We start from the raw sequence: 24,663 nt of genomic DNA, 5'->3' as shown, positions 1-24,663 counted from the left end.
CTTGCGGTGACGCTGTTGTTCGGAAATCCCTACAACCGGACCGCACCCGATGTGACTACAAACGGCTACCGACGGTTGTGAGGCGCCCGTCTTCCGCGTTAACAAAGGCGCCGTCGAATCGGCTCAGCACCAGGTCCGCCACGGCCGCGTCCCGGCACAGCGGCGGCGTCACCGAGTCCGCGCCGGCCTCGCTCAACGACCGGTAGAACAGTCCGTCGGCCAGCAGATACGCGGCGATCGCGATCCGTCGCGCACCCTCGCGCCGCAGCTGGGCGACCACGTCCGGCACGCGCGGCCCGGTCCCGGAGACGTAGCCGACGCGCGCCCCACCCGGCAGCCGGGTCGCGACACCCTCCACATCGGCGCGCCAGCCCGGATCCGACGACCCGGCCGCGGCCAGCACGATCGCGTCCGCCGGCGGCAGGTTCCCGAGCATGCTGCCGAGCAGCACCGGATCCGGCCCGAGCGGCGCGGTCACCGGAATCCCGGTGCCCGCGACGGCCTCCGCGATGTCCACCCGCACGTGATATCCGCAGGACAGCAGCAGCGGCACGACCACCGCGTCCCGCACGGTCGGCACGATCGCGGAAACCTTCGGCTCCTGCACGTCCACGTAGCAGAGCCGCACATCGAGCCCGCGCCGCTTCCGCGCCACCGCGGCGGCGAGTTCCTGCAGCTGGCGCCGCCCGTTCGCGGAGCGCGTGCCATGAGCAACAGCAATCAGGGTGGTCACGGCGATCCCCTCCAGAACCATCAAGATCAAGAAATTCATTGCCTATGTCCGCCGGGGTACAGATCGCCGCTCCCGCGGGGACCCTTCCGGGCCTCGCAGGGCGCGGGGCGCCCAGAACGCGAGGCCCTACAGGGCGATGTCCGTGGGTGGTCGCGGTTTCAAAGGACCCACGCGAGCCGATCCGTGCTCCCGGCCCAGCCGCGTGTCACGGTCCCGGCTGGTCCTCAGGGCTGCTTCAGACACCCTGGAACAACCCTGAGGACCAGCCGAGGCGGTGAGCTTTCGGCGGGAAACCTCGCCGGCTCCGTTGCCGGGCGGGATGGCGGCCCGGCAAAGACATCGGGCGGCACCGTTGGTGGCGAGCCCGGCGCGGCGGCCGGGTTCACCAGGTGGACGGCGGGCCCGGCAAAGGCATCAGGCACCGCGGCTGAAGTGCGGGAGGGCGTCCCGCGGCGCAGTCATTCAAGCGGCTCCGCAACGGGACGGCGTCCCGCGGCGCGGCCCGGTCAGGCGGCTTCGTCCAGGCGGAGGCGGTAGCCGCGTTTGATGACCGTCTCGATGTGTTTGCCGGAGCCGAGCGCGGCCCGCAGCCGGGCCACCGCCACGTCCACGGCGTGCCCGTCGTTGCCCCGGGGCAGGGCCGCCGCGAGCTGATCCTTGGAGACCACCGCGCCGGGCCGGCGGGCCAGCGACGCCAGGATCGCCATCGCGGCCGGCGCCAGCGTGTGGGTCACGCCGTCGATCAGCGCGGCATGGCCCCGCACCTCCAGGACCGAACCCGCCACCCGCAGCCGCACCGCCCGCTTCGGCAGCTCGTCGGTGACCGTCTTGATCAGCGCGCCGAGCCGGAACCGCTCCGGCATCACCACCGGGACGTCCCGCTCGACCAGCGGCGCCGCGGTCACCGGCCCGACGCAGGCGGCCAGTGTCCCGGCCCGGAACGCGGCCAGCACATCGGCGTGCGTGTCTCCGGCGATCTGCAGGAACGCCTTCACCGCCGGCGCGCTGGTGAACGTCACCGCGTCGATCTGCCCGGCCGCGACCTGCTCGGTCAGCCGGCGCACCGGGGCGACGTCGGGCGGCAGCGCCCACCGGTACACCGGCACCTCGACGACCGCGGCACCCGCCGCACGCAGCGCGTTCACGAACTCGACCTGCGGCTCGCCGTGCTCCTGCACCACGATCCGCTGCCCGGACACCCCGTCGTGCAGCAGCCGTTCGAGCACCTCCTCGGAGCCCTCCGTCTTGGCGGCCCAGTCCTCGGTGAGCCCGGCCGCCCGGATCGCCCCGCACGGCTTCGGCCCCCGAGCGATGATCTTGGCGCCGTTCAGCGACGCGCGCAGCGTGTCACCCAGACCCCAGCCCTCGGCCGCCTCCAGCCAGCCCCGGAACCCGAACCCGGTGGTCGCGATCACCAGATGCGGCTCCAGGCCGATGCACGCCTCGGTCGACGCCCGCAGCGCGTCGTCGTCGATCAGGGGCACGATGGTGATCGCCGGTGCGCTGACCACCCGCGCCCCGCGCCGCTCCAGCAACGCGGTCATCTCACTGCGGCGTCGCTCCGCGGTGACCGCCACGGTGAAGCCGCTCAGTGCGCCCTCGGTCATCCAGTCCCCATCCCGTGCTGCCGTCTTCGCTGCAAGAGTCCTAAGACCTGATTTCGGGAACGGTAGGCAAATGTTTCCGTGGTGATAACGCCGACTCACTTCCCCACCGAACCCGCTTGTGACCAGCCACCATCCACCCGGCCATGCCCCAGTCTCCCTCCCCCGCCCACACCGGGACCCCCGTCCGCCCGCCACCGATTCGCCCGACTTATCCGTCTGGTGTCCAGGGCTCTCTCCGCGACCCGGAAACGGCCCCGACCACCAGCCGGCGACCTGGCCTCTCGGGATTCGCCCGCACCGGAACGACGGCGGGCCGGAAACTCGGCGGATGGCTGAGCACATCGACGACGTCAGGCGGACCCTGCACGGCACGACGCGGACCCGCCCGCGACCCGGGTCCCGGACGACACCCTCGTGATCAGCGGCGTGGACCCGGCGCCCGCGCCGCCGACGTGACAGGCGGCCCGGCGCAAAAAGCGACCCGGCGCGACAGACGGCCCGGCGCAACAGACGGCCCGGCGCAACAGACGGCCCGGCGCAACAGACGGCCCGGCGCAACAGACGGCCCGGCGCGACAGATCATGCAGGTCGCCGGGCGGCGCCGGGTCAACATGGGCGGCGAGTCGCCCTCGGCGAACGACTGCGAGCGGGCTCACTGGCGCGCTCCAGCAGTGGCACCTGATCTCGCGGGCGAAACGGGCGCAAACGGCCGCGGGACTACTGGCGGGGGTCGTCGGGGTGTTCGAAGAGGGGGTCGGTGGTGCCGAAGACGTCGCGGAGTTCCTTGAGCATGTGGAAGGCGGCGATCCGGCCGTCGAGCAGGCCGATCCGGTAGTCCGGGCCGATCTCCGGGTCGTCGGCGATCTGTGGGTCGCGGGTTCCGGCAGCCCCGTCCACCCGTCCGGCGTTGTAGGCCACCAGCGCGTCGTCCATCGATCCCTCTCCCGATCCGGCATTCGTCAGGCGCCAATCTGGCACGCCCGCACGCGCCGCAGAACCGTCCGTAGGTCTCGATCCCTCGGCCCCTCAGCCGGTCCCGGCCAGCCGCCCGGCACTCGGCCATCGGCAACCGTTCGGAAACCGTTCCGCACCCGGGGATCTCCCTCACCTCGTTCACACCGAGCCACCCGATGAGCGCCGAACGTAGCGGCAGCCCGGGAGGCGGGCCGTCATCGCACAGATCACTCGCGGACCGTCTCGTGATCACCGGGTCTCAGGTCTTTGCGAACCGCAACCACCCGCGGACGTCGCCCTGGAGGGGCTCGCGTTTTGGACGCGCCAGCGGCCAGCGAGGCCCGGAAGGGTCCCCGCGGGAGCGGCGGTCAGTTATTGGCCGCAGCCGTGGCAATGATGAATTTGATTTTGATTTTGGGCAGTTGGGGCAGCGCGGCCCGCGTCTTCGGAGGACGCGGGCCGCGCCGGCTTCGGGGCTTCTCGGCGGGCGGAGAGGTGCGGGAGCGCGCTGAGTCGCCGGGGTGCGAGCGGGCGAAGGATCGCCGGGTGCGCGCGGGGCGGAGGGCGAGGAAATCGCCGGGGGTGAGCGGGCGGAAGGCGAGGAAATCGCCGGGGGTGAGCGGGCGGAAGGCGAGGAAATCGCCGGGGGTGAGCGGGCGGAAGGCGAGGAAATCGCCGGGGGTGAGCGGGCGGAAGGCGAGGAAATCGCCGGGGTGAGCGGGCGGAAGGCGAGGAAATCGCCGGGGTGAGCGGGCGGAAGGTGAAGGAGTCGCCGGGGTGAGCGGGTCAGCGGGGTAGGAGGCCGGAGGCTTTCCAGAGGGCCTTGGCGGGGCCGCCGCCGATGAGGTCCAGGTCGGCGAGGAAGGCGACGATGCGTTCGCCGGCCCAGCGCATCGTCTCCTGGTGGTGGGGATTGGCGCGGGCGGCGCGGACGCCCTCCTCCGGGGAGATGCCGACGGCGCGGTAGACGCGCGGGTCGATCAGGCGGGTGCCGGTGAGGTAGGCGGCGCGGCCGATGACGAGTTTGTCGAAGGCCAGGCGGGACTTGCCGGCCGAGCGGATCTGGCGGGCGAGCTCCTCGCGGGCAAAGCGGACGTGCCGCGCCTCCTCGACGACGTGGATCCGGGAGACCATCCGGACCAGGGGCTGCACGGTCTCGTCGGCCATCGCCTCGCGCTGCAGGGTGTCCAGGATCTCCTCGGCGATCAGGATCGCGGCGAACATCCGCGGGCCGGTCGCGGTGTGCGCGATCCACTTGCCGAGCATCTGGTTGACGCCCTCGGGGCGGTAGACCGGGGTGTCCAGCCGGGCGATCATCTTGCCGAACATCACCGAGTGGCGGCACTCGTCGCCGATCTCGGTGAGCGCGTACTGCGCGTGCGGGGCGGTCGGGTCCTGCTTGAAGTAGCCGCGGATGAGCAGTTGCATCAGGATCGTCTCGAACCAGACGCCGAGACCGGCGATGCTGGCCACCTCGTGCTTGGTGAGCTCGATCCGCTGTTCCTCGGTCAGCCGGTCCCAGAGCGCGGTGCCGTAGAGGCTGGAGCGGTGCACCGGGACGAAGTACTTCCCCGCGACGAACGGGGCCTCCCAGTCGATCTCGATCGACGGGTCGTAGGAGTGCTCGGCGGACGATCGCAGCAGCCTGGTGGCCGTGCGGTCCCGATCGGTCACTGACATCGGCCCTCCAAGAAGCTTGACGTTGCCAACTATTGACGTTACCGGCGGTAACAGTTACTTCTAGTACTATGAACTCGGTCACTCCCCCCGTCAACACCGACGGCCGCCGCGGTCGATGGGACGGTCATCGCGAGCAGCGCCGCGCCGAACTCACCGCCGCGGCGGTCGAGGCGATCCGGCAGCACGGGCCGGAGGTCGGCATGGAGGCGATCGCCGCGCACGCCGGCGTCAGCAAGCCGGTGCTGTACCGGTACTTCGCCGACAAGTCGGAGCTGTGGCTGGCGGTCGGGCAGGCGGCCGGCGCGATGGTGCTGGAGGCGATGGTCCCGGCGGTCGCGTCGGTGCGCGAGGAGCGGGCCGCGATCGCCGCCGCGATCAACGTCTACCTGGCGCACATCGAGGGCGATCTGAACCTGTACCGGTTCGTCGTCCACCAGCCGGACATCGCCCGGCACCGGGACGTGGTCGCGGACGTGGTGGACACCGTGGCCAGCGGCCTGGCCCGGATCTTCGGCGACCGGCTGCGGGCCCGCGGGCTGGACTCCGGCGCCGCGCTGCCGTGGGCGTACGGCGTCGTCGGCTACGTCCAGTCGGTCGGCGACTGGTGGCTCCGGCAGCAGCAGCCGATCAGCCGGGAGGCGCTCGGCGAGTACCTGACGACATTCCTCTGGGGTGGGGTCGCGGGGATCAACCGCGCGGCCGACACGCCCGGCGGGTTCGCGGCTCAGCAGGAAGGATGGGCGACCACGTGACGGACGAGGAAGAGTATCGGGGGCCGGCGACGCTCCAGCCCGGGGACGGTCCACCGGTGGCGGTCGAGGTGCGGATGTCCGCGCACTTCGAGCCGATCGAGGGGCGGTTCCGCTGGGCCGGGCGCACGAATCCGGTCGACGAGCTGCGGGAACTGGTCGGCGCCGGGCTGCGTGCGGCGGTCATCGCGATCCCGGGGGCGCCGGCGACGCCGGTGAAGCTCAGCGAGCCCGACCCGTGGGGCGGCGTGCGGATCAGCGGTTCCGGAACGCCGCCCTGGTTTCCGGTGGCAGCCCATGAATGACTTCGACGTGGTGATCATCGGGGCCGGGATGTCCGGGATCGGGGCCGCGTGGCGATTGCGGGAACGGCGGCCGCGGGACACCTACGTGATCCTGGAGGCGCGGGACGCGATCGGCGGGACGTGGGATCTGTTCCGGTACCCCGGGGTGCGATCCGATTCGGACATGTTCACGCTGGGGTATCCGTTCCGGCCGTGGCGGGAGCCGGAGTCGCTGGCGAGCGGGGAGAAGATCCGGCGGTACATCGAGGAGACGGCTGCCGAGGCCGGGATTACCGGACATATCCGGTTTGGCACCCGGGTGGTGAGCGCCGACTGGTCGTCGACGGACAGCCGCTGGACGCTGACGGCGGAGAACGGTGACGTCTACACCGCCCGGTTCCTGTACGCCTGCGCCGGCTACTACGACTACACGACCGGCTACCAGCCGGATTTTCCGGATTTGTCCAGCTTTAGTGGCACGGTTGTGCATCCGCAATTCTGGCCGGACGACCTGGATTATAGGGACAAATCGGTCGTCGTGATCGGCAGCGGCGCGACCGCGGTCACCCTCGTCCCGGCGATGGCGGCCGACGCGCGGCACGTCACGATGCTGCAGCGGTCCCCGACGTACGTCATCCCGCTCCCGAACCGCGACGCGATCGCGAACCTGGCCCGCCGGGTCCTGCCGCCGAAGGCCGCGAACCGGGTCGCCCGCGCCAAGAACGTCCTGGTCACGCAGCTGTTCTACCAGGTCGCACGGAAGCGCCCGAAGCAGGTCCGCCGGGTGCTGCAGGGCATCGCCGGCCGGTTCCTGAAGAACCCGGGGTACGTCGAGGAGCACTTCAAGCCCCGCTACGATCCGTGGGACCAGCGGCTCTGCGTGATCCCGGACGGCGACCTGTTCCGCGCGATCACGTCCGGCCGCGCGTCGGTGGTGACCGACCACATCGACGCGTTCGTCCCGGAGGGGATCCGGCTGCGGTCCGGCGCGGTGCTGCCGGCGGACGTGGTGGTCTCGGCGACCGGGCTGTCGCTGCTGCCGGTCGGCGGGGTGCGGGTCAGCCTCGACGGCACGCCGATCGAGATCGGTCAGCAGGCGGCCTATCGCGGCATGATGCTCTCCGGGGTGCCGAACTTCGCGTACTGCATCGGCTACGTCAACGCGTCCTGGACGCTGCGCGCCGACCTCGCCCACCGGTACGTGCTCAAACTGCTCGACCACATGGACCGCACCGGCGCGGCGGTCGCCACCCCGACCCGCCCGTCCGGCACCGGCCGGCCGCTGCTCGACCTCTCGTCCGGGTACGTGCAGCGCGCCCTCGACAAGTTCCCGCGGCAGGGCGACAAGGACCCGTGGCTGGTCCGGCAGAACTACCTGCGGGACGTGCTCACCACGCCCCGCGCCGACGTCACCCGGGACATGACCTTCGCCCGGCGTACCGCTCCCGTCCCCCACACAGAGGTGGTCTGATGACCCGTCTTGATCCCTACCGGTTCGCCGGCCGCACCGCGGTGCTCACCGGCGCGGCCAGCGGCATCGGTGAACAGCTCGCCTACGGCCTGGCGCAGCGCGGCAGCGACCTGATCCTGGTCGACGTCGACGCGGCCCGGCTGGAGCCGGTCGCCGCCCGGATCCGCGGCGCGCATCCGGGGCTGTCGGTGGAGACGATCGTCGCCGACCTGTCCGACCGGGCCGCGGTCGACCTGGTCGCGAGCCGGGTCCCGGCCTCCCTGGGCCTGCTGATCAACAACGCCGGGGTCGCGCTCGGCGGCCGTTTCGACCAGGTCAGCGTGGACCAGTTCGAGCACGTGATGAACGTGAACTTCCGCGCGCCGATGCTGCTGACCCACGCGCTGCTGCCCGCCCTGACCGCCGAGCCCGGCGGCCACCTGGTGAACGTCTCCAGCCTCTTCGGCCTGATCGCGCCGCCCGGCCAGAGCGCGTACTGCGCGAGCAAGTTCGCCCTGCGCGGCCTCAGCGAGTCGCTGCGCGGCGAGCTGTTCGAGAACGGCGTCGGCGTCACCACCGTGCACCCGGGCGGTATCCGCACCCGGATCGCGGAGAGCGCGCTGATCGGCACCGGGGTGCCGGAGTCCGACGTCGCGCCGACCCGCAAACTGTTCGCCGCGCTGCTCAGCTTCCCGGCCGGCAAGGCCGCCGAGCAGATCCTGCGGGCCACCGAGCGCCGGAAGGCCCGGCTGCTGATCGCCGCCAACGCGAAGGGCCCGGACCTGCTGCAGCGCCTGCTCCCGGTCGGCTCCGCCGACATCATCCGAAGACTGACGTCCGCCTCGGTCAAGGCCGCGGGCCGGTCCAGGGTGGGTGCGGATCGATGAACTACTTGGACGTACGGGGTTCGCGCATCCGCTTCCACGAGAGCGGGGACCCGGCGGCGCCCCCGGTGGTGCTGCTGCACGGGATCGGGCGCAGCCTGGAGGACTGGGCGCTGCAGCACGCCCGGTTCGACGACTCGTACCGGGTGATCAGCGTCGACATGCCGGGCTTCGGGCTGTCCCAGCGGTTCGCGCCGCCGACCACCCTGCCGGTCCTGGCCGACGGCGTGTGGGCGACCCTCGACGCGCTCGGCGAGACCCGCCCGGTGCACCTGATGGGCAACTCGCTCGGCGGCGCGGTGTCGATGACGATGCTCGCCGCCGACCCGGCCCGGGTGACCACGCTGACCCTGGTCAACAGTGCCGGGTTCGGCAAGGAGGTGACCTGGACGCTGCGCGTGCTGTCGGTGCCCGGGCTCGGCCGGCAGATGCTCCGCCGGATCGACCGGCGGACCGCGCCGCGCGTCGAGCGGACCCTGTTCCGGGACCGCGCGCTGGTCACCCCGGAGCGGGTCGAGATGGCGATCCGGATCGCCCGGCAGCCCGACTTCGCGGCGGTCTACCTGGAGATCGCCCAGGCGCTCGGCGGGTTCCGCGGGGTGGCGCCGGCCTGGCGGTCCGCGCTGCTCGCCGCGCTGGCCGGCACGGAGAAGCCCACGATGATCGTCTGGGGCGAGCGGGACCTGATCCTTCCCAGTCACCACCTCGCCGCGGCCCGGGCGGCGTTCCCGCACGCGAAATCACACATGTTCCCGGAGACCGGACACATGCCGCAGATCGAACGCCCGGACGAGTTCGCCGGGCTGGTCCGGCCGATGCTCGCCTCGGTAGCGGCCTGAGAACCGGGGTCCGGGTGGCGCGAGGGGGCGCCATCCGGACCCCGCCCCATCTGCGGTTCTGTTCTTCCGCACCGGTGTCTGTTCGCTGGCATCGGCCCGCTGCCGGATTTTTCGGATCTGCGGTATTTTCCGGAAGTCGGGATGTCGACATCGGACGGGCGATAATGCCTGGTCAGCGACGTCATCCTCCCGAATGTCCCTCTCTCGGGGAGTTGCGGAACCTGGCAGCCAAGGTTTGATGGAATACATGCGCAGAGCGACATTCATGATCGCCGCGCTGATCGGAGGATCCATGGCCGGCTGCGGTCCGGACCCGTCGTCGGCGCCCACCCCAACGGTCACCCCGGCCGCGGCCTCCGCCCCGGTCAGCGCGGCCGAGCCGGTCGGTTCCGGTCAGGACGTCCGCACGCCGGAGCTGGCCGCCCGGGTGACCGTGGACCTCGCCGACGGCGACCCGGCCACGATCCGGGTGACCGTCCGGGTGCTGCGCGGGACGTACGAGTTCGGCCCGGCCCAGGTCCGCCTCCGCAACGCCACCGGCCCGGACACCGCCCCGCTCGTCGCCCGCTCGACCCCGCCGGTCGGGCTCACCCTGCACGTGGGGGTCACCCGGACCTGGCAGATCCCGTTCGGCCGGGCGGCGGCCACCGGCGCCCAGATCCAGGTCACCTCACCCGCCGGCACGGTCCTGGCCTGGACAACCGCTTAGGCTCCGATCATGACCAACCCCGCGCCGCAGGACCTCGGACTGCTGGAGGCGCTGCACTCCACGCCCGCCCGCCGTTACCTCTCCACCGAGCCGATCGCCGACGACATCGTCCGCGCGATCCTGGACGCCGCGATCCGCGGGCCGTCCGGCGGCAACAGCCAGCCGTGGGTCTGGATCGTGGTCCGCGACCCGGAGACGAAGAAGCAGATCGCCGACTGGTACCGCGAGGGCTGGCACCGGCACTACGGCTCCCGGCGCGACGAGATCCTGAACGCCCCGGGCGACGGCCCGATGAGCAAGCGCAGCTTCCTCGCCGCCGACCACCTGGCCGCCCACTTCGAGGAGGCCCCGGTCTGGATCGTCCCGGTGATCCTGGGCGCCGCGAAGTCCGCCAACCCGCGCCTCGGGTCGTCGATCTACGGCGCGGTCCAGCACCTGATGCTGGCCGCGCGGGCGCACGGCATCGGGTCCACGCTGACCACCCTGCACATCGGCCACGAGGAGGACGTGCGGCAGCTGCTCGGCCTCCCGGAGAACGCCCTGACCATGGCGATCATCCCGCTCGGCTACCCGAGCCAGGGCCGCTGGGCCGAGCCGAAGCGGCGGCCGCTGGACGAGGTGGTCTTCCACGACCGCTACCAGGCCTAGCGTTCCCCACCGGTGGCCGTCCCCGGCGAGACGGCCACCGGACTCCGTCGAGGGCCGTTCAGGCCGGTGGGCGGCCGGAGTACTGGCCCGTCGGGCGGAAGCGGGCGGCTCGGTTCGCGTACTCCTCCAGGGCGTGCGCCAGCCAGCCCGCGGTGCGGGCGACGGCGAAGATCGCCTCGCCGGCGTCCGGCGGCATGTCGTAGCGCAGGGCGAGGGCGGCCAGCGCCAGGTCGATGTTGGGGAGAATCCCCGATCGGGTACGGACCGCGTCCGCCAGCCGGGTCGCGGCGTCCCCCACCGGATGGTCGCCGAGCAGGGCGAACAGGGCGGTGGCCCGCGGATCCCCGGACGGGTAGAGCGGATGTCCGAACCCGGGGATCCCGCCGCTGACCCGCAGGTGCTCGGAGACGATCGCCACCGGGTCCTCCCCGGCGACCGCGCGGACCAGCAGCGGATGGACGTATTCGCTGGCCGCACCGTGCAACGGCCCGTCCAGGGCGGCGAGGCCCGCGCTGACCACCGCGTAGGGATGCGCGCGGGTCGAGGCGGCGACCCGCGCGGCCAGCGTCGACGCCGCGATGTCGTGGTCGGCCAGCAGGATCAGCGCGGCCTCCAGGACCCGCCGCTCGGTTTCGGACATCGGCAGTGCGGTCAGCCGTGGCCACAACAGCGCGCCCACCGACTCCCTTGCCGCAGCTGCAGCCGCGGACAGACGGTCGTCCCCGGTGGCGGCGGCAGCACCGTCGGCATCGGATCGTGCCTGCGACGACGGCAGTGGCTGGTCGCCGGGAGGGCGTGCGCCAGATTGATCATGAAGTAAGCCGGAAGGGGCCGCGGCCGGTTGGTCATGCGGTGAACCGGCGGTGCTCCCGGCCGGCTGGTCGCGAGGTGAACCGGCGGGCCGGGCGCGGGGTGGGAGGGCGGCGACCATCGTCGCGGTCAGGGTGCGGCCGGTGGCCTGGACCGCGGCCGGAGCGGTGTCGAAGCGCAGCGGATCCGCCGCCGCGACGGCCGCGACGGTGACCCGCAGCCGGTCGGTGAGACGCGCGGACGCGGGGAGCAGCGCGCCGACCGATGTCGCCAGCGCGACCAGCTCCGGGTCGGCCCGGAACGGCGTGTGGTCGAGCTCCCCGGTCCAGAGCAGGTTGGCGACCGCCTCGTAGGTCGACGTCCGGGCGAGCGCGGTCGCGTCCTGGCCGCGGTAGAACAGGCCGCCGTCCCGGATCAGCGTGATGCCGGTCTGAATGTTCGGGGTGACCCGTTTCCGCCCGGCGATCAGCGCGTCGACGTCGGCCTTCGCGAACAGGCTGGCCTTGCCGGCCGCATTGCGCCGGCTGGGCAGCAGACCCCGGCTGACGTACGCGTAGACCGTCGCCGGTTTGACGCCGAGCCGCTCCGCGACCTGCTCGGTGGTGAGGAACTGCCGCATGTGCGGATCCTCTCATGTTGACCGGATCAACATTGACCGGCCAGACGTCAAGACGAATCGTGAGGTCATGTTGACTGTCAACCCAGGACTTGCCGGTGTCGTCGCGTTCGACACCGAGATCGCTGAACCCGACCGTGACGGCGGGTCGCTCCGGTACCGCGGGGTCGACCTCCGCTCGCTGGCCGGCCACGTCTCCTTCGGCGACGTGTGGGGGCTGCTCGCCGACGGGGACTTCCATCGCGCGCTACCGCCCGCCGAGCCGTTCCCGATCCCGGTGCGCTCCGGCGACGTCCGGGTCGACGCGCAGGCCGCGGTGTCGATGCTCGCGCCGCACTGGGGGCTGCGCCAGCTCATCGACGTCGACGACGTGCGGGCACGGGACGATCTCGCCCGTACGTCGGTGATGGTCCTCTCGTTCGTGGCGCAAGCCGCCCGCGGACCGCAGGCCGCCGTCGTCCCGCAGCGCCTGGTCGACGCGGGACGCAACGCCACCGAGCAGTTCATGATCCGCTGGCAGGGCGAGCCGGATCCGCGGCACGTGGCGGCCCTCGACCGGTACTGGGTGTGTGCCGCCGAGCACGGCATGAACGCGTCCACGTTCACCGCCCGGGTCGTCGCGAGCACCGGTGCGGACGTCCCGGCCTGCGTGTCGGCGGCGATCGCGGCGCTGTCCGGGCCGCTGCACGGCGGCGCGCCGGCCCGGGTGCTCGGCATGATCGAGGCGGTGGAGCGGTCCGGGGACGCGCGGGCCTACGTGCGGAGCGTCCTGGACGGCGGCCGCCGGCTGATGGGTTTCGGTCACGCCGTCTACCGAGCCGAGGACCCGCGGGCCCGGATCCTGCGCGAGGCGGCGTTCGAGCTGGGCGCGCCGCGCTTCGAGGTGGCCCGCGAGTTGGAGCTGGCGGCGCTGGCCGAGTTGCGTGAGCGCAAGCCGGACCGGGTGCTGGAGACGAACGTCGAGTTCTGGGCGGCGGTGGTGCTGGACTTCGCGGGCGTGCCGGCCGAGCTGTTCAGCTCGCTGTTCACGTGCGCGCGGACGGCCGGATGGAGCGCGCACATCCTGGAGCAGAAGCGCCTCGGCAAGCTCATCCGCCCGTCGGCGGACTATGTGGGGCCGGGTTCGCGCGAGGCCGCGGACCTGCCGGGCTGGGCGTCCGCGGTGGAGCGCAACGCATGAGCGCGGTGGATTTCGGGCGGACGGCTGCCGACTACGCCCGGCACCGGGCCGGATTCCCGGCGGCGCTGCTGGAGCGGCTGACCCCGTACCGGATCGGCGAAGCCGGGCAGCGCGTGCTGGACCTCGGCACCGGAACCGGCAGCCTGGCCCGCCTCTTCGCGACCCGCGGCGCCGACGTGACCGGTCTTGATCCGGCCGAGCCACTCCTGGAGCAGGCCCGCCGGTTGACTCGCGAGGCCGGTCTGAGCATCACCTACGTCACCGGCGCCGCCGAGGAGACCGGCCTGCCGGACGCCTCGTTCGACGTGGTCACGGCCGGTCAGTGCTGGCACTGGTTCCGCGGGGACGAGGCCGCCGCCGAGGCGCGCCGGCTGCTCCGCCCGGGCGGCCGGATCGTGATCGCGCACTTCGACTGGCTGCCGCTGCCGGGCAACCTGGTCGAGGTCACCGAGCGGCTGATCCGGGCGCACAACCCGGGCTGGGCGCTGTCCGGCGGCACCGGCCTGTACCCGCGCTGGCTCACCGACCTGCGCACGGCCGGTTTCAGCGGGGTGGAGACGTTCTCGTTCGACGTCGACGTGCCGTACACCCGGGAGTCCTGGGTGGGCCGGATCCGCGCCAGCGCCGGCGTCGCGGCGAGCCTGCCACCCCCGGCGGTCGAGCGCTTCTCGGCCGAGCTGACCGCGCTGATCCCACCCGGCGACCTCGCCGTGCCACATCGCGTGTGGGCGGTCGTCGCCCGCAATTGATCAGCCCGATCGGCGGCCCATACCGAACAAAACCGCAAAACCGGATTTGGTACGCGACCAAGCGCGCGGCTGGTGACGTCGGCCAGGCGAGCGGTCAGGCACGACAAGGGTCACGAAGCGTCAACGGTGGACGGCTGCCCGGCGCGGGCGAGCACCGCATACCGCCCGCCGGCCCCGATCAGCGTGTCGTGGTCACCGGACTCCAAAATCCGGCCGTGGTCGAGGACGACGATCTGGTCGGCGTCCCGGACCGTGGACAGGCGGTGCGCGATGGTCACCGTGGTCCGGCCACGGGACAGCTCGTCGAACGCGCGCTGCACGGCCCGCTCGGTCTCGTTGTCCAGGGCGCTGGTCGCCTCGTCGAGGACCAGGATCCGCGGGTCCCGCAGCAGCGTGCGGGCGATCGCGATGCGCTGCTTCTCGCCGCCGGAGAACCGGTGGCCGCGCGAGCCGACCATCGTGTCGTACCCCTCCGGCAGGCCGCTGACCAGCGTGTGGATCTGCGCGGCCCGGCAGGCCGCCTCGATCTCCGCGTCGGTCGCGGACGGCTTCGCGTAGCGCAGGTTCTCCCGGATCGTGGTGTGCAGCAGGTAGGTCTCCTGGCTCACCACGCCCACTATGTCCGACAAATCGGAAAGATCAAGGTCGCGGAGCGAGACGCCGTCGATGGTGACCCGGCCCGAGGTCGGGTCGTGCAGGCGCGCGATCAGTGCGGCGGTCGTGCTCTTCCCCGATCCGGTCTCCCCCACCAGGGCGAGCGAACTGCCGGCGGGAACGTCCAGGGTCACCCCGGAGAGCGCAGCCGGCGAGCGACCGTCGTACGCAAAGGTCACATCCTCGAATCGCAGGTGGCCGCGGACATCTTCAAGGCGCACCGGGTTCGCCGGGGAGGCGATCTCGACCGGCAGGTCCAGGTATTCGAAGATCCGCGCGAACAGCGCCAGCGAGCTGGTCATCGTCACGCTCACGTCGAGCAGGCTCATCAGCGGGCGGAACAGGTTCCCCTGCAGCGCGGTGAACGCGACCAGGGTGCCGATGCTCATCGCGCCGGCCGCGAACGGCAGGCCCGCGGCCAGGTAGATGGTCGCCGGGATGACCGCGAAGATGATGTTCATGGCGGCCATCCGCCAGCGACCGGCCAGCTCGGAGCGCAGCTCCAGGTCGATCAGCCGGCCGGACGAGCCGGTGAACCGGGTGATCTGCGCGTCGCCGGCGCCCATCGTCTTGGAGAGCTGGATGCCGTTGATCGACAGGCCCTCCTCGATGATCACGTTGAGCTCGGCCAGCTCGCGCTGGCGGGCGGCGGTGATCTTCTGCCGCATCCGGGCGACGCGGCGGGTGAGCAGGATCGCCGGCGGCAGCACGAGCAGCGAGATCAGGGTGAGCTGCCAGGTCAGCGCGACCATCGCGACGATGGTGGCGACCACAGTGGTCAGGTTGGCCGCGATGCTGGTCGCGGTCGAGGTGACCACGGACTGCATGCCGCCGATGTCGTTGGTGATCCGGGACTGCACCTCGCCGGTGCGGGTGCGGGTGAAGAAGCCGACCGACTGCCGCTGCAGGTGGCTGAAGACGTCGACGCGCAGCCGATGCATGACCCGCTGGCCGACGGTGGTCGAGATCCAGGTCTGCAGCACGCCGAGCACGGACGTGATCGCGGCGACCACGATCATGCCGGCCACCAGCCAGGACAGCAGGCGCAGGTCGCTCTGCGGCAGGGCCACGTCGATGATCTCGCGGAGCAGGAACGGCGACGCCATGCCGAGCACGGACGCCACCACGATGATCGCCACCACCAGCGTGAGCTGCTTGCGGTGACCGTTGAACAACGCGCCGATGCGGCGCAGTGAGACGGATTTGGCTTGCGCCTTCTCCGCGGGGGTCACGGTGCGTCCCGCGCCCCGGCCTGGTTTCTCGGCCAAGAGCAAAGCCTTCCTCTGTACGTCGTGAACAAGCTGAGGTTACCTCAACATGAGGGAACAACGGTAATCCCTGATAGCTTGTTCCCGTGGAGGAAGAGTCGTTGCACGAGGCGTTCTGGGCGGTCAGCCGGCGGATGCGGGAGCACGCCAAGCGGGAGATGGAGCCCTGGGGCATCGCGCCGTCGCAGGGCCGGGCGCTGAGCCGGCTGATGTCCGACGGCGAGATGCGGCTCAGCGCGCTCGCCGAGCGGCTGCGGATCGCCCCGCGCTCGGCGACCGAGGTGGTCGACGATCTTCAGGAGCGGGGGCTGGTCGTGCGCCGGCCCGACCCGGACGACCGCCGCGCGACGCTGGTCGCGCTCACCGAGCAGGGGCGGACCACCGGCAGCGAGATCAGGGCGGCCCGGGCCGCCGCCAGCGAGCGGCTGTTCGCCGCGCTGGACGAGACCGATCGGGCCACCCTCGGGCGCATCCTGCGGCAGCTCGCGGCTGGGTGACCGGGCTGACGCCGTACGGCAAATTGTCTTGAATGCTCTAAAGCCGGCGGCGGAGAGCGGACCGGAAGACCACCGCGCCGCAGGCGGCGAGGGCGCCGAGGCAGAGCAGCACCAGGTAGAGGCCGGCCGGGACGGCGACCAGCGAGGTCGCGCTCAGCACACCGAGGACCAGCAGGGCGATCAGGCACCAGGTCAGACTGACCCGGGCGGCGTAACCGATGGCGTCCCGGGCGAGGATCGCCCGCTCGTCGACGCGACCCTTGGGACCGACCCGCAGCGACTGGGCGAACTCGTCGGCGGCCTGGGCCAGCGACGGCGCGTCGACCACGGACTCCATCGCGATCTCGAACAGGGCCAGGGTCCGGTGCGCGCCGGTGTGGCCGGGCTCCAGGGCCAGCGCCCGCCCGATCGACTCGCGGGCGCTCAGCGGGCGACCCGCCGCGAACAGCGCCCGGCCGTAGGTGACGTGCAGGTTCGCGTCGTAGCCGGCCAGCTCGATCGCGATCTTCAGGCCGTCCAGGGCGTCCCCCACCCGGCCGGCCGCCAGCTGGGCGTCGGCGAGCCGGTGGTGCAGGCGCGGGTTGCCCGGGTCCTCGCGGCAGGCGGACAGCGCGGCCTCGATCGCCTCGCGGTGCCGGCCGAGCTCGGTCGCCGCGGTGCTGAGCCAGAAGAGCGTCTCCGGCCCGTGCGGGTCGAAGTGCCACGCGGCCCGGGCGGCGCGCAGGCCGGCCTCCAGGTCGCCCATCGCCAGGTGGGCCCGGGCCATCCGGTGCCAGGCGTCGACGTTCTCGGGCTGGCGCCCGACGATCGGCGCCAGCAGGTTGGCGGCGTTCTGCGCACGACCACGGGCGAGGAGGTCGTCGGCCTGGGACAGCAGGGGCTCGGTTCGCACGAGTTGGTAGATCGGCGGCGCGGTGGCCGAGCTGGGCGAACCGCACGTTGCGGCCCAGTTGCGTTATCCGCGGAGCTCGTCGCGGTAGTTCAGCAGCGTCTCGACCATGCCCTGCACGAACCGCTCGACGACCTGCAGCTCGGCCACGTCGAACCCGGCCATCACCAGGTCGGTGCGCGGCGCCAGCGGGGTGAAGAAGGCCTGCGCCAGCGCCATCCCGGACTCGCCGTAGCGCAGGTGCACGACCCGCCGATCGGTGCTCTCCCGCGTCCGGCGCAGGTGCCCGTCGCGTTCGAGCCGGTCGATCATCGCGGTGGTGGCGCCGGAGGAGAGCCCCATCGTCTCGCCGAGCCGGCCCGGGGTCAGCGGCACACCGGCCCGCTCGGCGTGCATCACCGCGAGCAGTGCGTGCAGGTCGGGGCCGTGCAGGTGGTTGCGACCGGCGAAGGCGTGCCCGATGTGGTTGGCCTCGCTGGCGTACGCGTTGAGCAGGTCGACGAGCCGGGAGCGCAGGCGCCGCCGTTCCATCGTTTCCCCTACGGGGGCATCCGTTTCCTCCACGAGGGTAAGTGTTGCAGATCCCGTCCGGTTGGGTAAGAATCTCGATTGTCGAGATTCTTTGTTTTGGAGGCTTCATGAGACGGGCATGGGCATCACTGCTCCTGGCCCTGGTGCTCGGCGGTCTGGTGATCGGCCTCTCCGGGTCGGCCAAGGTCACCAACGACCCGAACGCCTCGCTGCCGTCGTCCGCCGAGTCCACCCGGGTGGCTCAACTGCAGAAGGAGCTGCCCTCCGGCCGGACGAGCGCGGCCCTGATCGTGGTCGCGAAGGGCGGCCAGGCGCTGACCGACGCCGACCTGGCCACGGTCACGCCACTGGGCCTGCCGATCCTCAGCGCGGACCGGAAGGCCGCGATCATCTCGGTGCCGCTGCCGGCCGGCGTCTCGTCCGAGGAGACCATCAAGCAGGTCGCCGACCTGCGCGCCAAGGCCCGGGCCGGGCTGCCCGCCGACGTGACCGCGCAGGTCACCGGCGGGGCCGGGTTCAGCGCCGACCTGGCCGACAGCTTCACCGGGGCGAACACCCGGCTGCTGCTGGTCACCGTGGTGGTGGTCGCGCTGCTGCTGCTGGTCACCTACCGCAGCCCGCTGCTCTGGCTGGTCCCGCTGATCGTGGTCGGGCTCGCCGACCGGGTCTCCACCGGGGTGATCGCACTGATCTCCCAGCACACCAGCCTGCCGGTGAGCGGCTCCACCACCGGCATCGTGACCGTGCTGGTGTTCGGCGCGGGCACCGACTACGCGCTGCTGCTGATCTCCCGCTACCGGGAGGAGCTGCACCACCACGAGAACCGGTTCGAGGCGATGGCCAAGGCACTGCGCGGGGCCGGGCCGGCCATCGCGGCGAGCGCCGGCACGGTCATCCTGAGCCTGCTCACGCTGCTGCTGGCCAGCCTGCAGAGCAACGTGTCGCTGGGCGTCACGGCCGCGGCCGGCATCGCGGTCGCCGCGCTCTTCGCGCTGCTGGTGCTCCCGGCCGCGCTGGTGGCCTGCGGGCGCGGGCTGTTCTGGCCGTTCGTGCCGCGGGTCGGCACCGGCGGCGTCGAGGCGGAGAAGGGACTGTGGGCGCGGGTCGCGCACGGGGTCGCCCGCCGGCCGATCGTGGTGACCGTGGCCTCGGTGATCATCCTCGGGGTGCTCTCCGCCGGCGGCCTCGGCACCCGGCTCGGGCTGTCGCAGACCGAGCAGTTCCGGGTCGAGTCCGAGTCGGTGGCCGGCCTGGAGACGCTGTCGAAGTACTTCCCGGCCGGCGCGGCCAGCCCGACCGTCGTGCTGACCAGCCCGGACCGGGCCCAGGCGGTGCTCGCGACGATCACCGCGACGCCCGGGGTGGCGCAGGCCCGGCTCGCCGAGCAGACCACCTCCCAGGCCAGCATCCAGGTGATCCTGAACGCGGCGCCGGACACCACGCAGGCGTTCGACGCGATCCGGGCGCTGCGCTCGTCGCTCGACGGCGAGGCGCTCGTCGGCGGCAGCGTGGCGACCAGCCTGGACACCCGGAACGCGACCCGGCACGACCTGATCGTCATCGCTCCGGTGATCCTGCTGGTGGTGCTGCTCGTGCTGATCCTGCTGCTCCGCGCGCTGGTCGCGCCGCTGCTGCTGATCGTCACGGTGATCATCAGCTACGGGGCGGCGCTCGGGGCCGGGTCGTTCCTGTTCGGCCATGCGCTGGACAACCAGGTGCCGCTCTTCTCGTTCCTGTTCCTGGTCGCGCTCGGGGTGGACTACAACATCTTCCTGGTCACCCGGGCGCGGGAGGAGGCCGGCAAGCGCGGCACCCGGGCCGGCATGATCCACGCGGTGGCGGTCACCGGGGCGGTGATCACCAGCGCGGGCATCCTGCTGGCGGCGGTGTTCGCGGTGCTCGGGGTCCTGCCGGTGATCACCCTGACCCAGATCGGCGTGATCGTGATGATCGGCGTCCTGCTGGACACGCTGCTCGTCCGGACGGTGCTGGTCCCGGCCCTGGCCACGATCCTCGGCGACCGCTTCTGGTGGCCGGGCCGCCCGCAGGCCCCGGACCAGGTCGGCGGCCCGACGCCGGCGGTCCGCGCCGACTGGGACGAGGTCGACCGGGCGAAGCTGCCGGAGCACGCCGACAAGAAGTGAGCGGTGGTCGGGGGCGGCTCAGCGCCGCCCCCGACCTCACCGGGACGGGACGCCGGCGAACGGGATGGCGGCCGGTGTCGTGTTCTTCTCGCCGGCCGGGTGCTGCCAGCGGCCGCGGCGCCGCAGCTCCGGCAGGACGCCCTCGCCGAACCAGTACGCCTCCTCCAGGTGCGGATAACCGGACAGGATGAACTCCGAGATGCCGAGCGCCGCGTACTCCTCGAGCCGGTCCGCGACCTCGGTGTGGCTGCCGACCAGGGCGGTCCCGGCGCCGCCGCGGACCAGGCCCACGCCGGCCCACAGGTTCGGCGACACGACCAGGCCGTCGCGGTTCCCGCCGTGCAGCTCGATCATCCGGCGCTGGCCCTCCGACTCGCTCGTCCGCAGCCCGGCCTGGACGCCGGCGATGTCCTTCTCGGAGACGTTCTGCAGCAGGCGGGCCGCCTCCGCCCAGGCCGCGTCGGCGGTGTCCCGGGTGATCACGTGCAGGCGGATGCCGAACCTCATGTCCGGCTTCAGCGACCGGATCCAGGCCAGCTTCTCGGCGACCTGCGCGGGCGGCTCGCCCCAGGTCAGGTAGACGTCGGCGTGCTCGGCGGCGACCGGGCCGGCCGCTTTCGAGGAGCCGCCGAAGTACACGGTGGGCTGGATCTCCGGCACGCGTGACAGGCGAGCGTTCTCGACGTGGACGTGCTCCCCGTCGTACGAAATCGTCTCTCCCCGCAGCAACCCACGGACCACCGTGAGAAATTCGGCGGTCCGCGCGTAGCGCGAGTCCTTGTCGAGGAAATCGCCGAACTGCCGCTGCTCGCTGGACTCCCCGCCGGTCACCACGTTGAGCAGCAGCCGCCCGCCGGACAGCCGCTGGAACGTCGACGACATCTGCGCGGCCAGGGTCGGCGAGATCAGCCCCGGCCGGAACGCGACCAGGAACTTCAGCCGCTCGGTGACCTCGGTCAGCATCGCGGTGGTCAGCCACGCGTCCTCGCACCAGGCACCGGTCGGGGTGAGCGCGCCGACGAAGCCGAGCTGCTCGGCGCTGCGCGCGATCTGCCCGAGGTAGCCGATGGTCAGCGGCCGCACCCCGCCGGCCGACCCGACCGGGGTGCCGTGACCGCCGCCGACGATGTCCCGGCTGTCGCCGTTGGTGGGAAGAAACCAGTGGAAGTCCATGCCCGGACTCTACCTATTATTCCCATGGACTCGATAGGATCCCTGGCATGATCGATGAGTCTGGATATGACGAGTCCCGGCTGCGGGACTGGGCGGCCGGCCGGGCCCGCGGATTCTCCCGCCGCGATCTGTTCGCGCTGGCCGCGGCGGCCGGCGTGGCCGGCCTCGTGCCGAGTCCGGCGCAGGCCGCCGGCCCGATCGTGAAGCCGCTGCCGCCGGAGCTGTTCACCGTCCTCGGCACGAACGCGGAAACCCGTTGGTCGGCGCTGAAGGACCAGGGCTACTACGTGCCGATCGACCGCTTCTTCGTGCGCAACCACACCAGCACGCCGATCATCGACGCCGCCGGGTGGCATCTGGAGATCTCCGGCTCCGGCCTGCGCGGCGACGCCGCCCACTTCGACCTGCGAGACCTTCGCCGCCTGCCGGCGGAGACCCGCGCGGTCACCGTCGAATGCGCCGGGAACGGCCGCGGCTACTACAGCAAGCAGCAGGGCCAGAGCGTTTCCGGTACGGCGTGGGGCCTCGGCGCCGTCGGCGTCGCCCGCTGGCGCGGGGTCCGGCTGTCCACCGTCCTGCGCCGGGCGGGTCTCCGCCGGGACGCGGTCGACGTGCAGCCCAGCGGCCTCGACCCGAACTACGTGACCGGCGGCGTCGACCTGGGCCCGGTGCGCCGCCCGATGCCGCTCGCCAAGGCGCTCGACGACGTGCTGCTCGCCTACGAGATGAACGGCGAGCCGCTGCCGCCCGACCACGGCGCCCCGGTCCGGGTGATCGTGCCGCACTGGATCGGCATCGCCTCGATCAAGTGGGTGGGCCGGATCGAGGTCTCCGCCGAGCCGCTCTTCTCCCCGTGGAACACCCAGTTCTACCGCCTGTTCGGCCCGGAGTTCCCGGCCGACGGCCTGCCCTTCGACCGGCAGGTGATCAAGAGCGCGTTCGAGCTGGACCCGGGGACGACGTTCACGGCCGGCCGGCGGGTTCGGCTGACCGGGCGGTCCTGGTCGGCCGGCGGCCCGATCCGCAAGGTCGAGGTGAGCACCGACGGCGGCGCGACCTGGCGGCCCGCCCGGTTCCACGGCCCGTCGCACGACGGCGCGTGGCAGCGCTGGGAGCTGGACTGGCGGCCGGCGGCCGGCGCCTACGAGTTGCTGGCCCGGGCCACCGACGTGCACGGCGACACCCAGCCGGAGGTGGCCCGGTTGAACACGCTCGGCTACCTGTTCGACGCGGTCGTCCGGGTGCCGGTGACCGCGGCCTGACAAACGGGCCGGGACCTCGCGGCCCCGGCCCGTTCCCGCACCCGTGCGTCAGGACTTGAAGATGTCCTTGATCTTCTCGCCGGCCTGCTTGACGTGCGAGCTGGCCTGGTCCGCCTTGCCCTCGGCCTCGAGCTGCTCGTCGTCCGTGGCCTTGCCGACACCTTCCTTGACCTTGCCGCCGACTTCCTCGGCCTTGTTGTCAACCTTGTCGTCAAAAGCCATCGCGCACCTCCGGGAGGAGTTGAAGTCCGTCTCGACCCCCCTCATACCCGCCCCCGGCCAAGTCATGCCTCCGCGTCACGCCGACCGGCCCGTCACCCGAAAGGCCGCTTGGAACCCGCATTCCACTGTGATCCGATGCGACGGTGCACCTGCAGCGCCTGACCGTGGAGAACTTCCGCGCCTTCCGCGACACGACGATCGACTTCCCGGCGACCGGCCTGGTGATGCTGGCCGGCCCGAACAGTGTCGGCAAGAGCAGCCTGCTCTCCGCACTCGACGTGGTCGCCGGCCTCGAAACCCCGAACAGCATCCGGCACATGGCCGGCGGCCAGCTCCGGATCCGCGCTCGTTTCGCACTGACCGAGGCCGACCGGGCACTGATAGCGCCCCGAGGCGAGACGCCGCCCGTCGGTCTCGCCGCAAGGATCGCATCGGGCATCGACGACTGGGTCGAGTGGACTTTCAGTAGCGGCCGGGCCGGCCCGGTGCGGGCGATTCAGGTCGCCTCATCCGCCAACAACGGTGAGCTCAAGGCCTCGATCATCGAGCTCAACCGCGCCGGAAAAGTGGATGCGTTCCTGCGGGTCGCCCGCCAGGGAGCGGGGCCCTTGGATGAAATTCTGGCTCAGGCGCCCGCAGGCAGCGACGTCACATATCTGGTGCGGCCACCTTTCCTAGGGCCACTCTCCGGGCTTGCCGAGCTTCTCCTGCACTGGCGTAGGAGTTACTTCCACTTTCCCGCGGCGCGCGGTGGCGCCCCGAGGTCCCAGCCGTTCGAGCTCGCCCACGATCTGGAGCACTCGGGACAGAACCTGGCGGCCGTCCTGCACGATCTGCAGACCAACAGATCGCGTGCCTGGGAACGTCTGCAGGCGCTGGTCGCAACGGTCCTGCCCGAGGTCGGCACGCTGCGTACCTCGGTGGACGACACCGGGCTGGCGGTCACCTTCGAGGACGCCGAGTTCCCCGAGCACCGGCACAACCTGCGGGACCTGGGCACCGGCGTCGAGCAGGTGCTGCTCGCCGCGCTGGTCGGCGAGGCCCAGCCGCAGGCCGGTTTCGTGGCGATCGAGGAACCGGAGACGGCCCTGCACCCGGCCGCGCAGCGAGCCATGCTGGGCATGTTCCGCCGCTGGTCCCAGGACCGGCTGTTCGTCCTGACCACGCACTCGCCGATCTTCCTGGACAGCGGAAACGATCAAAATCTGACCTATTTGGTACGGCGTTCAGCCGGCGCCTCCACGATCACCCGGGCCGATCCCGGGCTGGCCGACGTGCTGGCCGCGCTCGGCGTCCGGACCAGTGACGTGCTGTCGGCGGAGCGGATCCTGCTGGTCGAGGGTCCGAGCGACCGAGACGTCCTGGCGGCCTGGTGGCCCGAGCTGATCGAGGACCCACGCAACGCCGTGATCGTCGGGCAGGGCGGGAGCAACGCCCGGTTCGCCGGAATGCTGGACGAGTGGATCCGGATGGCGGACCGCCTCGACCGGACTGTCCTGTACCTCCGCGACCACGATGAGCTCCCCGACGAAGAGCTGCGAAAGCTGCGGGCCCAGAAGGCCGTTCACGTCCTGGAGCGCCGGGAGATCGAGAACTACCTGCTCGACCCGGCCGCGCTGACGACCTTCTTCGCGGGCCGGGGCGTCGAGGCCGATCCGGCCGAGGTCGCGACCGCCGTGCGGGAGGCAGCGGACGAGCAGAAGCCGAAGGTGATCATCAAGTCGGTGGCCGCGTGCCTGCCCGTGATGCGGCTGGTCGACAACCAGTCCCGGGGCCGGCTCGCCAGGAACGTCGGTTCCGTCGACGAGATGGTCACCGCGGTGATGGCGAACGTGCTCGATCGCGAGCAGATCGAGGCCCGGATCCGGGCCGAGTGGGAGCGGGTCCGGGCCGACATCGAGGCGCGTTGGGAGGCGGACTGGCGGCTGCTGGCGCCCGGCGAGGAGGTTCTGCGGGCGGTGTTCCTGCGTTTCCTCAAGGAGGGCTACGGCAAGACGTCGGCCGCCGGTGAGCTGGCGCGCTGCCTGGCCGAGCCGCCGGCCGAGCTGCGGAAGGTGATCACGCGGTTCCTGGGCGACGTGGGACGCGGTGACCGGCCGGCGTCCTGAGTTATGGTGAGCGCCGACCCGGG

Annotated in this window: 24 protein-coding genes; 14 read left to right on the top strand and 10 right to left on the bottom strand. The window is 71.9% G+C overall.

Annotated elements, in window-relative coordinates:
• Positions 1-55: 55 nt before the first annotated feature.
• The 3 genes from L3i22_RS13940 to L3i22_RS13930 form a co-directional block, all read right to left on the bottom strand.
• The gene (locus L3i22_RS13940) at positions 56-754 is read right to left on the bottom strand and encodes a sirohydrochlorin chelatase (RefSeq protein ID WP_221327384.1); all 699 of its coding nucleotides are present in this window, start codon (positions 752-754) and stop codon (positions 56-58) included.
• 485 nt (positions 755-1,239) lie between these two features.
• Positions 1,240-2,340 carry a uroporphyrinogen-III synthase gene (locus L3i22_RS13935; protein ID WP_221327383.1) on the bottom strand — a complete coding sequence of 367 codons (1,101 nt, stop codon included), beginning with the start codon at positions 2,338-2,340 and terminating at the stop codon, positions 1,240-1,242.
• A gap of 717 nt (positions 2,341-3,057) precedes the next feature.
• A complete protein-coding gene (locus L3i22_RS13930) occupies positions 3,058-3,273 on the bottom strand; it encodes a hypothetical protein (protein WP_221327382.1) in 216 nt (71 codons plus the stop codon).
• 542 nt (positions 3,274-3,815) lie between these two features.
• Between L3i22_RS13930 and L3i22_RS13925 the strand changes: the two genes are divergently transcribed.
• Positions 3,816-4,043: a hypothetical protein gene (locus L3i22_RS13925; protein WP_221327381.1), complete on the top strand. Its 228-nt coding sequence runs from the start codon at positions 3,816-3,818 to the stop codon at positions 4,041-4,043.
• Positions 4,044-4,080: 37 nt separating this feature from the next.
• Here the strand turns inward: L3i22_RS13925 and L3i22_RS13920 are convergent, their stop codons facing one another.
• A complete protein-coding gene (locus tag L3i22_RS13920; protein WP_221327380.1) occupies positions 4,081-4,974 on the bottom strand; it encodes a diiron oxygenase in 894 nt (297 codons plus the stop codon).
• A 68-nt stretch (positions 4,975-5,042) separates the two neighbouring features.
• On the opposite strand from L3i22_RS13920, the gene L3i22_RS13915 reads away from it, so the two are divergent.
• The 7 genes from L3i22_RS13915 to L3i22_RS13885 all read left to right on the top strand — a co-directional run bounded on the left by L3i22_RS13915 (position 5,043) and on the right by L3i22_RS13885 (position 10,537).
• Entirely contained in the window at positions 5,043-5,726 is a 684-nt protein-coding gene (locus L3i22_RS13915; protein WP_221327379.1) for a TetR/AcrR family transcriptional regulator, read from the top strand.
• Positions 5,723-6,028: a DUF4873 domain-containing protein gene (locus L3i22_RS13910; protein WP_221327378.1), complete on the top strand. Its 306-nt coding sequence runs from the start codon at positions 5,723-5,725 to the stop codon at positions 6,026-6,028. The genes L3i22_RS13915 and L3i22_RS13910 overlap by 4 nt, the downstream gene beginning before the upstream one ends.
• Entirely contained in the window at positions 6,021-7,478 is a 1,458-nt protein-coding gene (locus tag L3i22_RS13905) for an NAD(P)/FAD-dependent oxidoreductase (protein WP_221327377.1), read from the top strand. The genes L3i22_RS13910 and L3i22_RS13905 overlap by 8 nt, the downstream gene beginning before the upstream one ends.
• A complete protein-coding gene (locus L3i22_RS13900; RefSeq protein WP_221327376.1) occupies positions 7,478-8,344 on the top strand; it encodes an SDR family oxidoreductase in 867 nt (288 codons plus the stop codon). Before L3i22_RS13905 ends, L3i22_RS13900 begins: the two co-directional genes overlap by 1 nt.
• Positions 8,341-9,180, top strand: a complete 840-nt coding sequence (locus L3i22_RS13895; protein WP_221327375.1) for an alpha/beta fold hydrolase — start codon at positions 8,341-8,343, stop codon at positions 9,178-9,180. The genes L3i22_RS13900 and L3i22_RS13895 overlap by 4 nt, the downstream gene beginning before the upstream one ends.
• Before the next feature lie 247 nt (positions 9,181-9,427).
• Entirely contained in the window at positions 9,428-9,889 is a 462-nt protein-coding gene (locus L3i22_RS13890) for a hypothetical protein (protein ID WP_221327374.1), read from the top strand.
• 9 nt (positions 9,890-9,898) lie between these two features.
• Complete coding sequence (locus L3i22_RS13885; RefSeq protein WP_221327373.1) at positions 9,899-10,537, top strand: nitroreductase family protein; 639 nt, start codon at positions 9,899-9,901, stop codon at positions 10,535-10,537.
• A 58-nt stretch (positions 10,538-10,595) separates the two neighbouring features.
• Here L3i22_RS13885 and L3i22_RS13880 read toward each other — a convergent pair whose 3' ends face one another.
• Positions 10,596-11,966 (bottom strand): citrate synthase, encoded by a 1,371-nt coding sequence (locus tag L3i22_RS13880; RefSeq protein ID WP_221327372.1) that lies wholly within the window; start codon positions 11,964-11,966, stop codon positions 10,596-10,598.
• A 67-nt stretch (positions 11,967-12,033) separates the two neighbouring features.
• Between L3i22_RS13880 and L3i22_RS13875 the strand changes: the two genes are divergently transcribed.
• Together L3i22_RS13875 and L3i22_RS13870 are read left to right on the top strand one after the other, a co-directional pair.
• Entirely contained in the window at positions 12,034-13,143 is a 1,110-nt protein-coding gene (locus tag L3i22_RS13875; protein WP_221327371.1) for a citrate synthase 2, read from the top strand.
• Complete coding sequence (locus L3i22_RS13870; RefSeq protein WP_221327370.1) at positions 13,140-13,892, top strand: class I SAM-dependent methyltransferase; 753 nt, start codon at positions 13,140-13,142, stop codon at positions 13,890-13,892. Before L3i22_RS13875 ends, L3i22_RS13870 begins: the two co-directional genes overlap by 4 nt.
• Before the next feature lie 110 nt (positions 13,893-14,002).
• Here the strand turns inward: L3i22_RS13870 and L3i22_RS13865 are convergent, their stop codons facing one another.
• Positions 14,003-15,778, bottom strand: a complete 1,776-nt coding sequence (locus L3i22_RS13865; RefSeq protein ID WP_221327369.1) for an ABC transporter ATP-binding protein — start codon at positions 15,776-15,778, stop codon at positions 14,003-14,005.
• A 122-nt stretch (positions 15,779-15,900) separates the two neighbouring features.
• On the opposite strand from L3i22_RS13865, the gene L3i22_RS13860 reads away from it, so the two are divergent.
• On the top strand, positions 15,901-16,311 hold the full coding sequence (locus L3i22_RS13860; protein WP_255658206.1) for a MarR family winged helix-turn-helix transcriptional regulator: 411 nt from the start codon (positions 15,901-15,903) through the stop codon (positions 16,309-16,311).
• 37 nt (positions 16,312-16,348) lie between these two features.
• Here the strand turns inward: L3i22_RS13860 and L3i22_RS13855 are convergent, their stop codons facing one another.
• Together L3i22_RS13855 and L3i22_RS13850 are read right to left on the bottom strand one after the other, a co-directional pair.
• On the bottom strand, positions 16,349-17,203 hold the full coding sequence (locus tag L3i22_RS13855; RefSeq protein WP_221327368.1) for a tetratricopeptide repeat protein: 855 nt from the start codon (positions 17,201-17,203) through the stop codon (positions 16,349-16,351).
• 63 nt (positions 17,204-17,266) lie between these two features.
• Positions 17,267-17,731 (bottom strand): MarR family winged helix-turn-helix transcriptional regulator, encoded by a 465-nt coding sequence (locus L3i22_RS13850; protein WP_221327367.1) that lies wholly within the window; start codon positions 17,729-17,731, stop codon positions 17,267-17,269.
• Positions 17,732-17,838: 107 nt separating this feature from the next.
• Between L3i22_RS13850 and L3i22_RS13845 the strand changes: the two genes are divergently transcribed.
• Positions 17,839-19,875, top strand: coding sequence for an MMPL family transporter (locus tag L3i22_RS13845; RefSeq protein WP_221327366.1), 2,037 nt, complete (start codon positions 17,839-17,841; stop codon positions 19,873-19,875).
• 36 nt (positions 19,876-19,911) lie between these two features.
• On the opposite strand, the gene L3i22_RS13840 is transcribed toward L3i22_RS13845, so the two are convergent.
• Positions 19,912-21,048, bottom strand: a complete 1,137-nt coding sequence (locus L3i22_RS13840; protein ID WP_221327365.1) for an LLM class flavin-dependent oxidoreductase — start codon at positions 21,046-21,048, stop codon at positions 19,912-19,914.
• A 47-nt stretch (positions 21,049-21,095) separates the two neighbouring features.
• Between L3i22_RS13840 and L3i22_RS13835 the strand changes: the two genes are divergently transcribed.
• A complete protein-coding gene (locus L3i22_RS13835; protein WP_221327364.1) occupies positions 21,096-22,310 on the top strand; it encodes a sulfite oxidase in 1,215 nt (404 codons plus the stop codon).
• A gap of 48 nt (positions 22,311-22,358) precedes the next feature.
• Here the strand turns inward: L3i22_RS13835 and L3i22_RS13830 are convergent, their stop codons facing one another.
• Positions 22,359-22,532 (bottom strand): CsbD family protein, encoded by a 174-nt coding sequence (locus L3i22_RS13830; protein WP_221327363.1) that lies wholly within the window; start codon positions 22,530-22,532, stop codon positions 22,359-22,361.
• Positions 22,533-22,675: 143 nt separating this feature from the next.
• Here L3i22_RS13830 and L3i22_RS13825 point away from each other — a divergent pair, with 143 nt between their 5' ends.
• Positions 22,676-24,640 carry an AAA family ATPase gene (locus tag L3i22_RS13825; RefSeq protein ID WP_221327362.1) on the top strand — a complete coding sequence of 655 codons (1,965 nt, stop codon included), beginning with the start codon at positions 22,676-22,678 and terminating at the stop codon, positions 24,638-24,640.
• Positions 24,641-24,663 lie beyond the last annotated feature (23 nt).

The organism is Actinoplanes sp. L3-i22 (assembly GCF_019704555.1).
Classification (GTDB): domain Bacteria; phylum Actinomycetota; class Actinomycetes; order Mycobacteriales; family Micromonosporaceae; genus Actinoplanes.
This window is presented reverse-complemented; position numbering and strand designations above follow the sequence as displayed.

Excerpts from the sequence above, each read along its gene's own strand:
- L3i22_RS13845 (WP_221327366.1), top strand. The coding sequence starts at position 17,839 with ATGAGACGGGCATGGGCATCACTGCTCCTGGCCCTGGTGCTCGGCGGT.
- L3i22_RS13875 (WP_221327371.1), top strand. The coding sequence starts at position 12,034 with ATGTTGACTGTCAACCCAGGACTTGCCGGTGTCGTCGCGTTCGACACC.
- L3i22_RS13935 (WP_221327383.1), bottom strand. The coding sequence starts at position 2,340 with ATGACCGAGGGCGCACTGAGCGGCTTCACCGTGGCGGTCACCGCGGAG.
- L3i22_RS13850 (WP_221327367.1), bottom strand. The coding sequence starts at position 17,731 with ATGGAACGGCGGCGCCTGCGCTCCCGGCTCGTCGACCTGCTCAACGCG.
- L3i22_RS13915 (WP_221327379.1), top strand. The coding sequence starts at position 5,043 with ATGAACTCGGTCACTCCCCCCGTCAACACCGACGGCCGCCGCGGTCGA.
- L3i22_RS13890 (WP_221327374.1), top strand. The coding sequence starts at position 9,428 with ATGCGCAGAGCGACATTCATGATCGCCGCGCTGATCGGAGGATCCATG.
- L3i22_RS13940 (WP_221327384.1), bottom strand. The coding sequence starts at position 754 with ATGGTTCTGGAGGGGATCGCCGTGACCACCCTGATTGCTGTTGCTCAT.
- L3i22_RS13900 (WP_221327376.1), top strand. The coding sequence starts at position 7,478 with ATGACCCGTCTTGATCCCTACCGGTTCGCCGGCCGCACCGCGGTGCTC.
- L3i22_RS13840 (WP_221327365.1), bottom strand. The coding sequence starts at position 21,048 with ATGGACTTCCACTGGTTTCTTCCCACCAACGGCGACAGCCGGGACATC.
- L3i22_RS13870 (WP_221327370.1), top strand. The coding sequence starts at position 13,140 with ATGAGCGCGGTGGATTTCGGGCGGACGGCTGCCGACTACGCCCGGCAC.
- L3i22_RS13880 (WP_221327372.1), bottom strand. The coding sequence starts at position 11,966 with ATGCGGCAGTTCCTCACCACCGAGCAGGTCGCGGAGCGGCTCGGCGTC.
- L3i22_RS13930 (WP_221327382.1), bottom strand. The coding sequence starts at position 3,273 with ATGGACGACGCGCTGGTGGCCTACAACGCCGGACGGGTGGACGGGGCT.
- L3i22_RS13920 (WP_221327380.1), bottom strand. The coding sequence starts at position 4,974 with ATGTCAGTGACCGATCGGGACCGCACGGCCACCAGGCTGCTGCGATCG.
- L3i22_RS13895 (WP_221327375.1), top strand. The coding sequence starts at position 8,341 with ATGAACTACTTGGACGTACGGGGTTCGCGCATCCGCTTCCACGAGAGC.
- L3i22_RS13835 (WP_221327364.1), top strand. The coding sequence starts at position 21,096 with ATGATCGATGAGTCTGGATATGACGAGTCCCGGCTGCGGGACTGGGCG.
- L3i22_RS13905 (WP_221327377.1), top strand. The coding sequence starts at position 6,021 with ATGAATGACTTCGACGTGGTGATCATCGGGGCCGGGATGTCCGGGATC.
- L3i22_RS13830 (WP_221327363.1), bottom strand. The coding sequence starts at position 22,532 with ATGGCTTTTGACGACAAGGTTGACAACAAGGCCGAGGAAGTCGGCGGC.
- L3i22_RS13885 (WP_221327373.1), top strand. The coding sequence starts at position 9,899 with ATGACCAACCCCGCGCCGCAGGACCTCGGACTGCTGGAGGCGCTGCAC.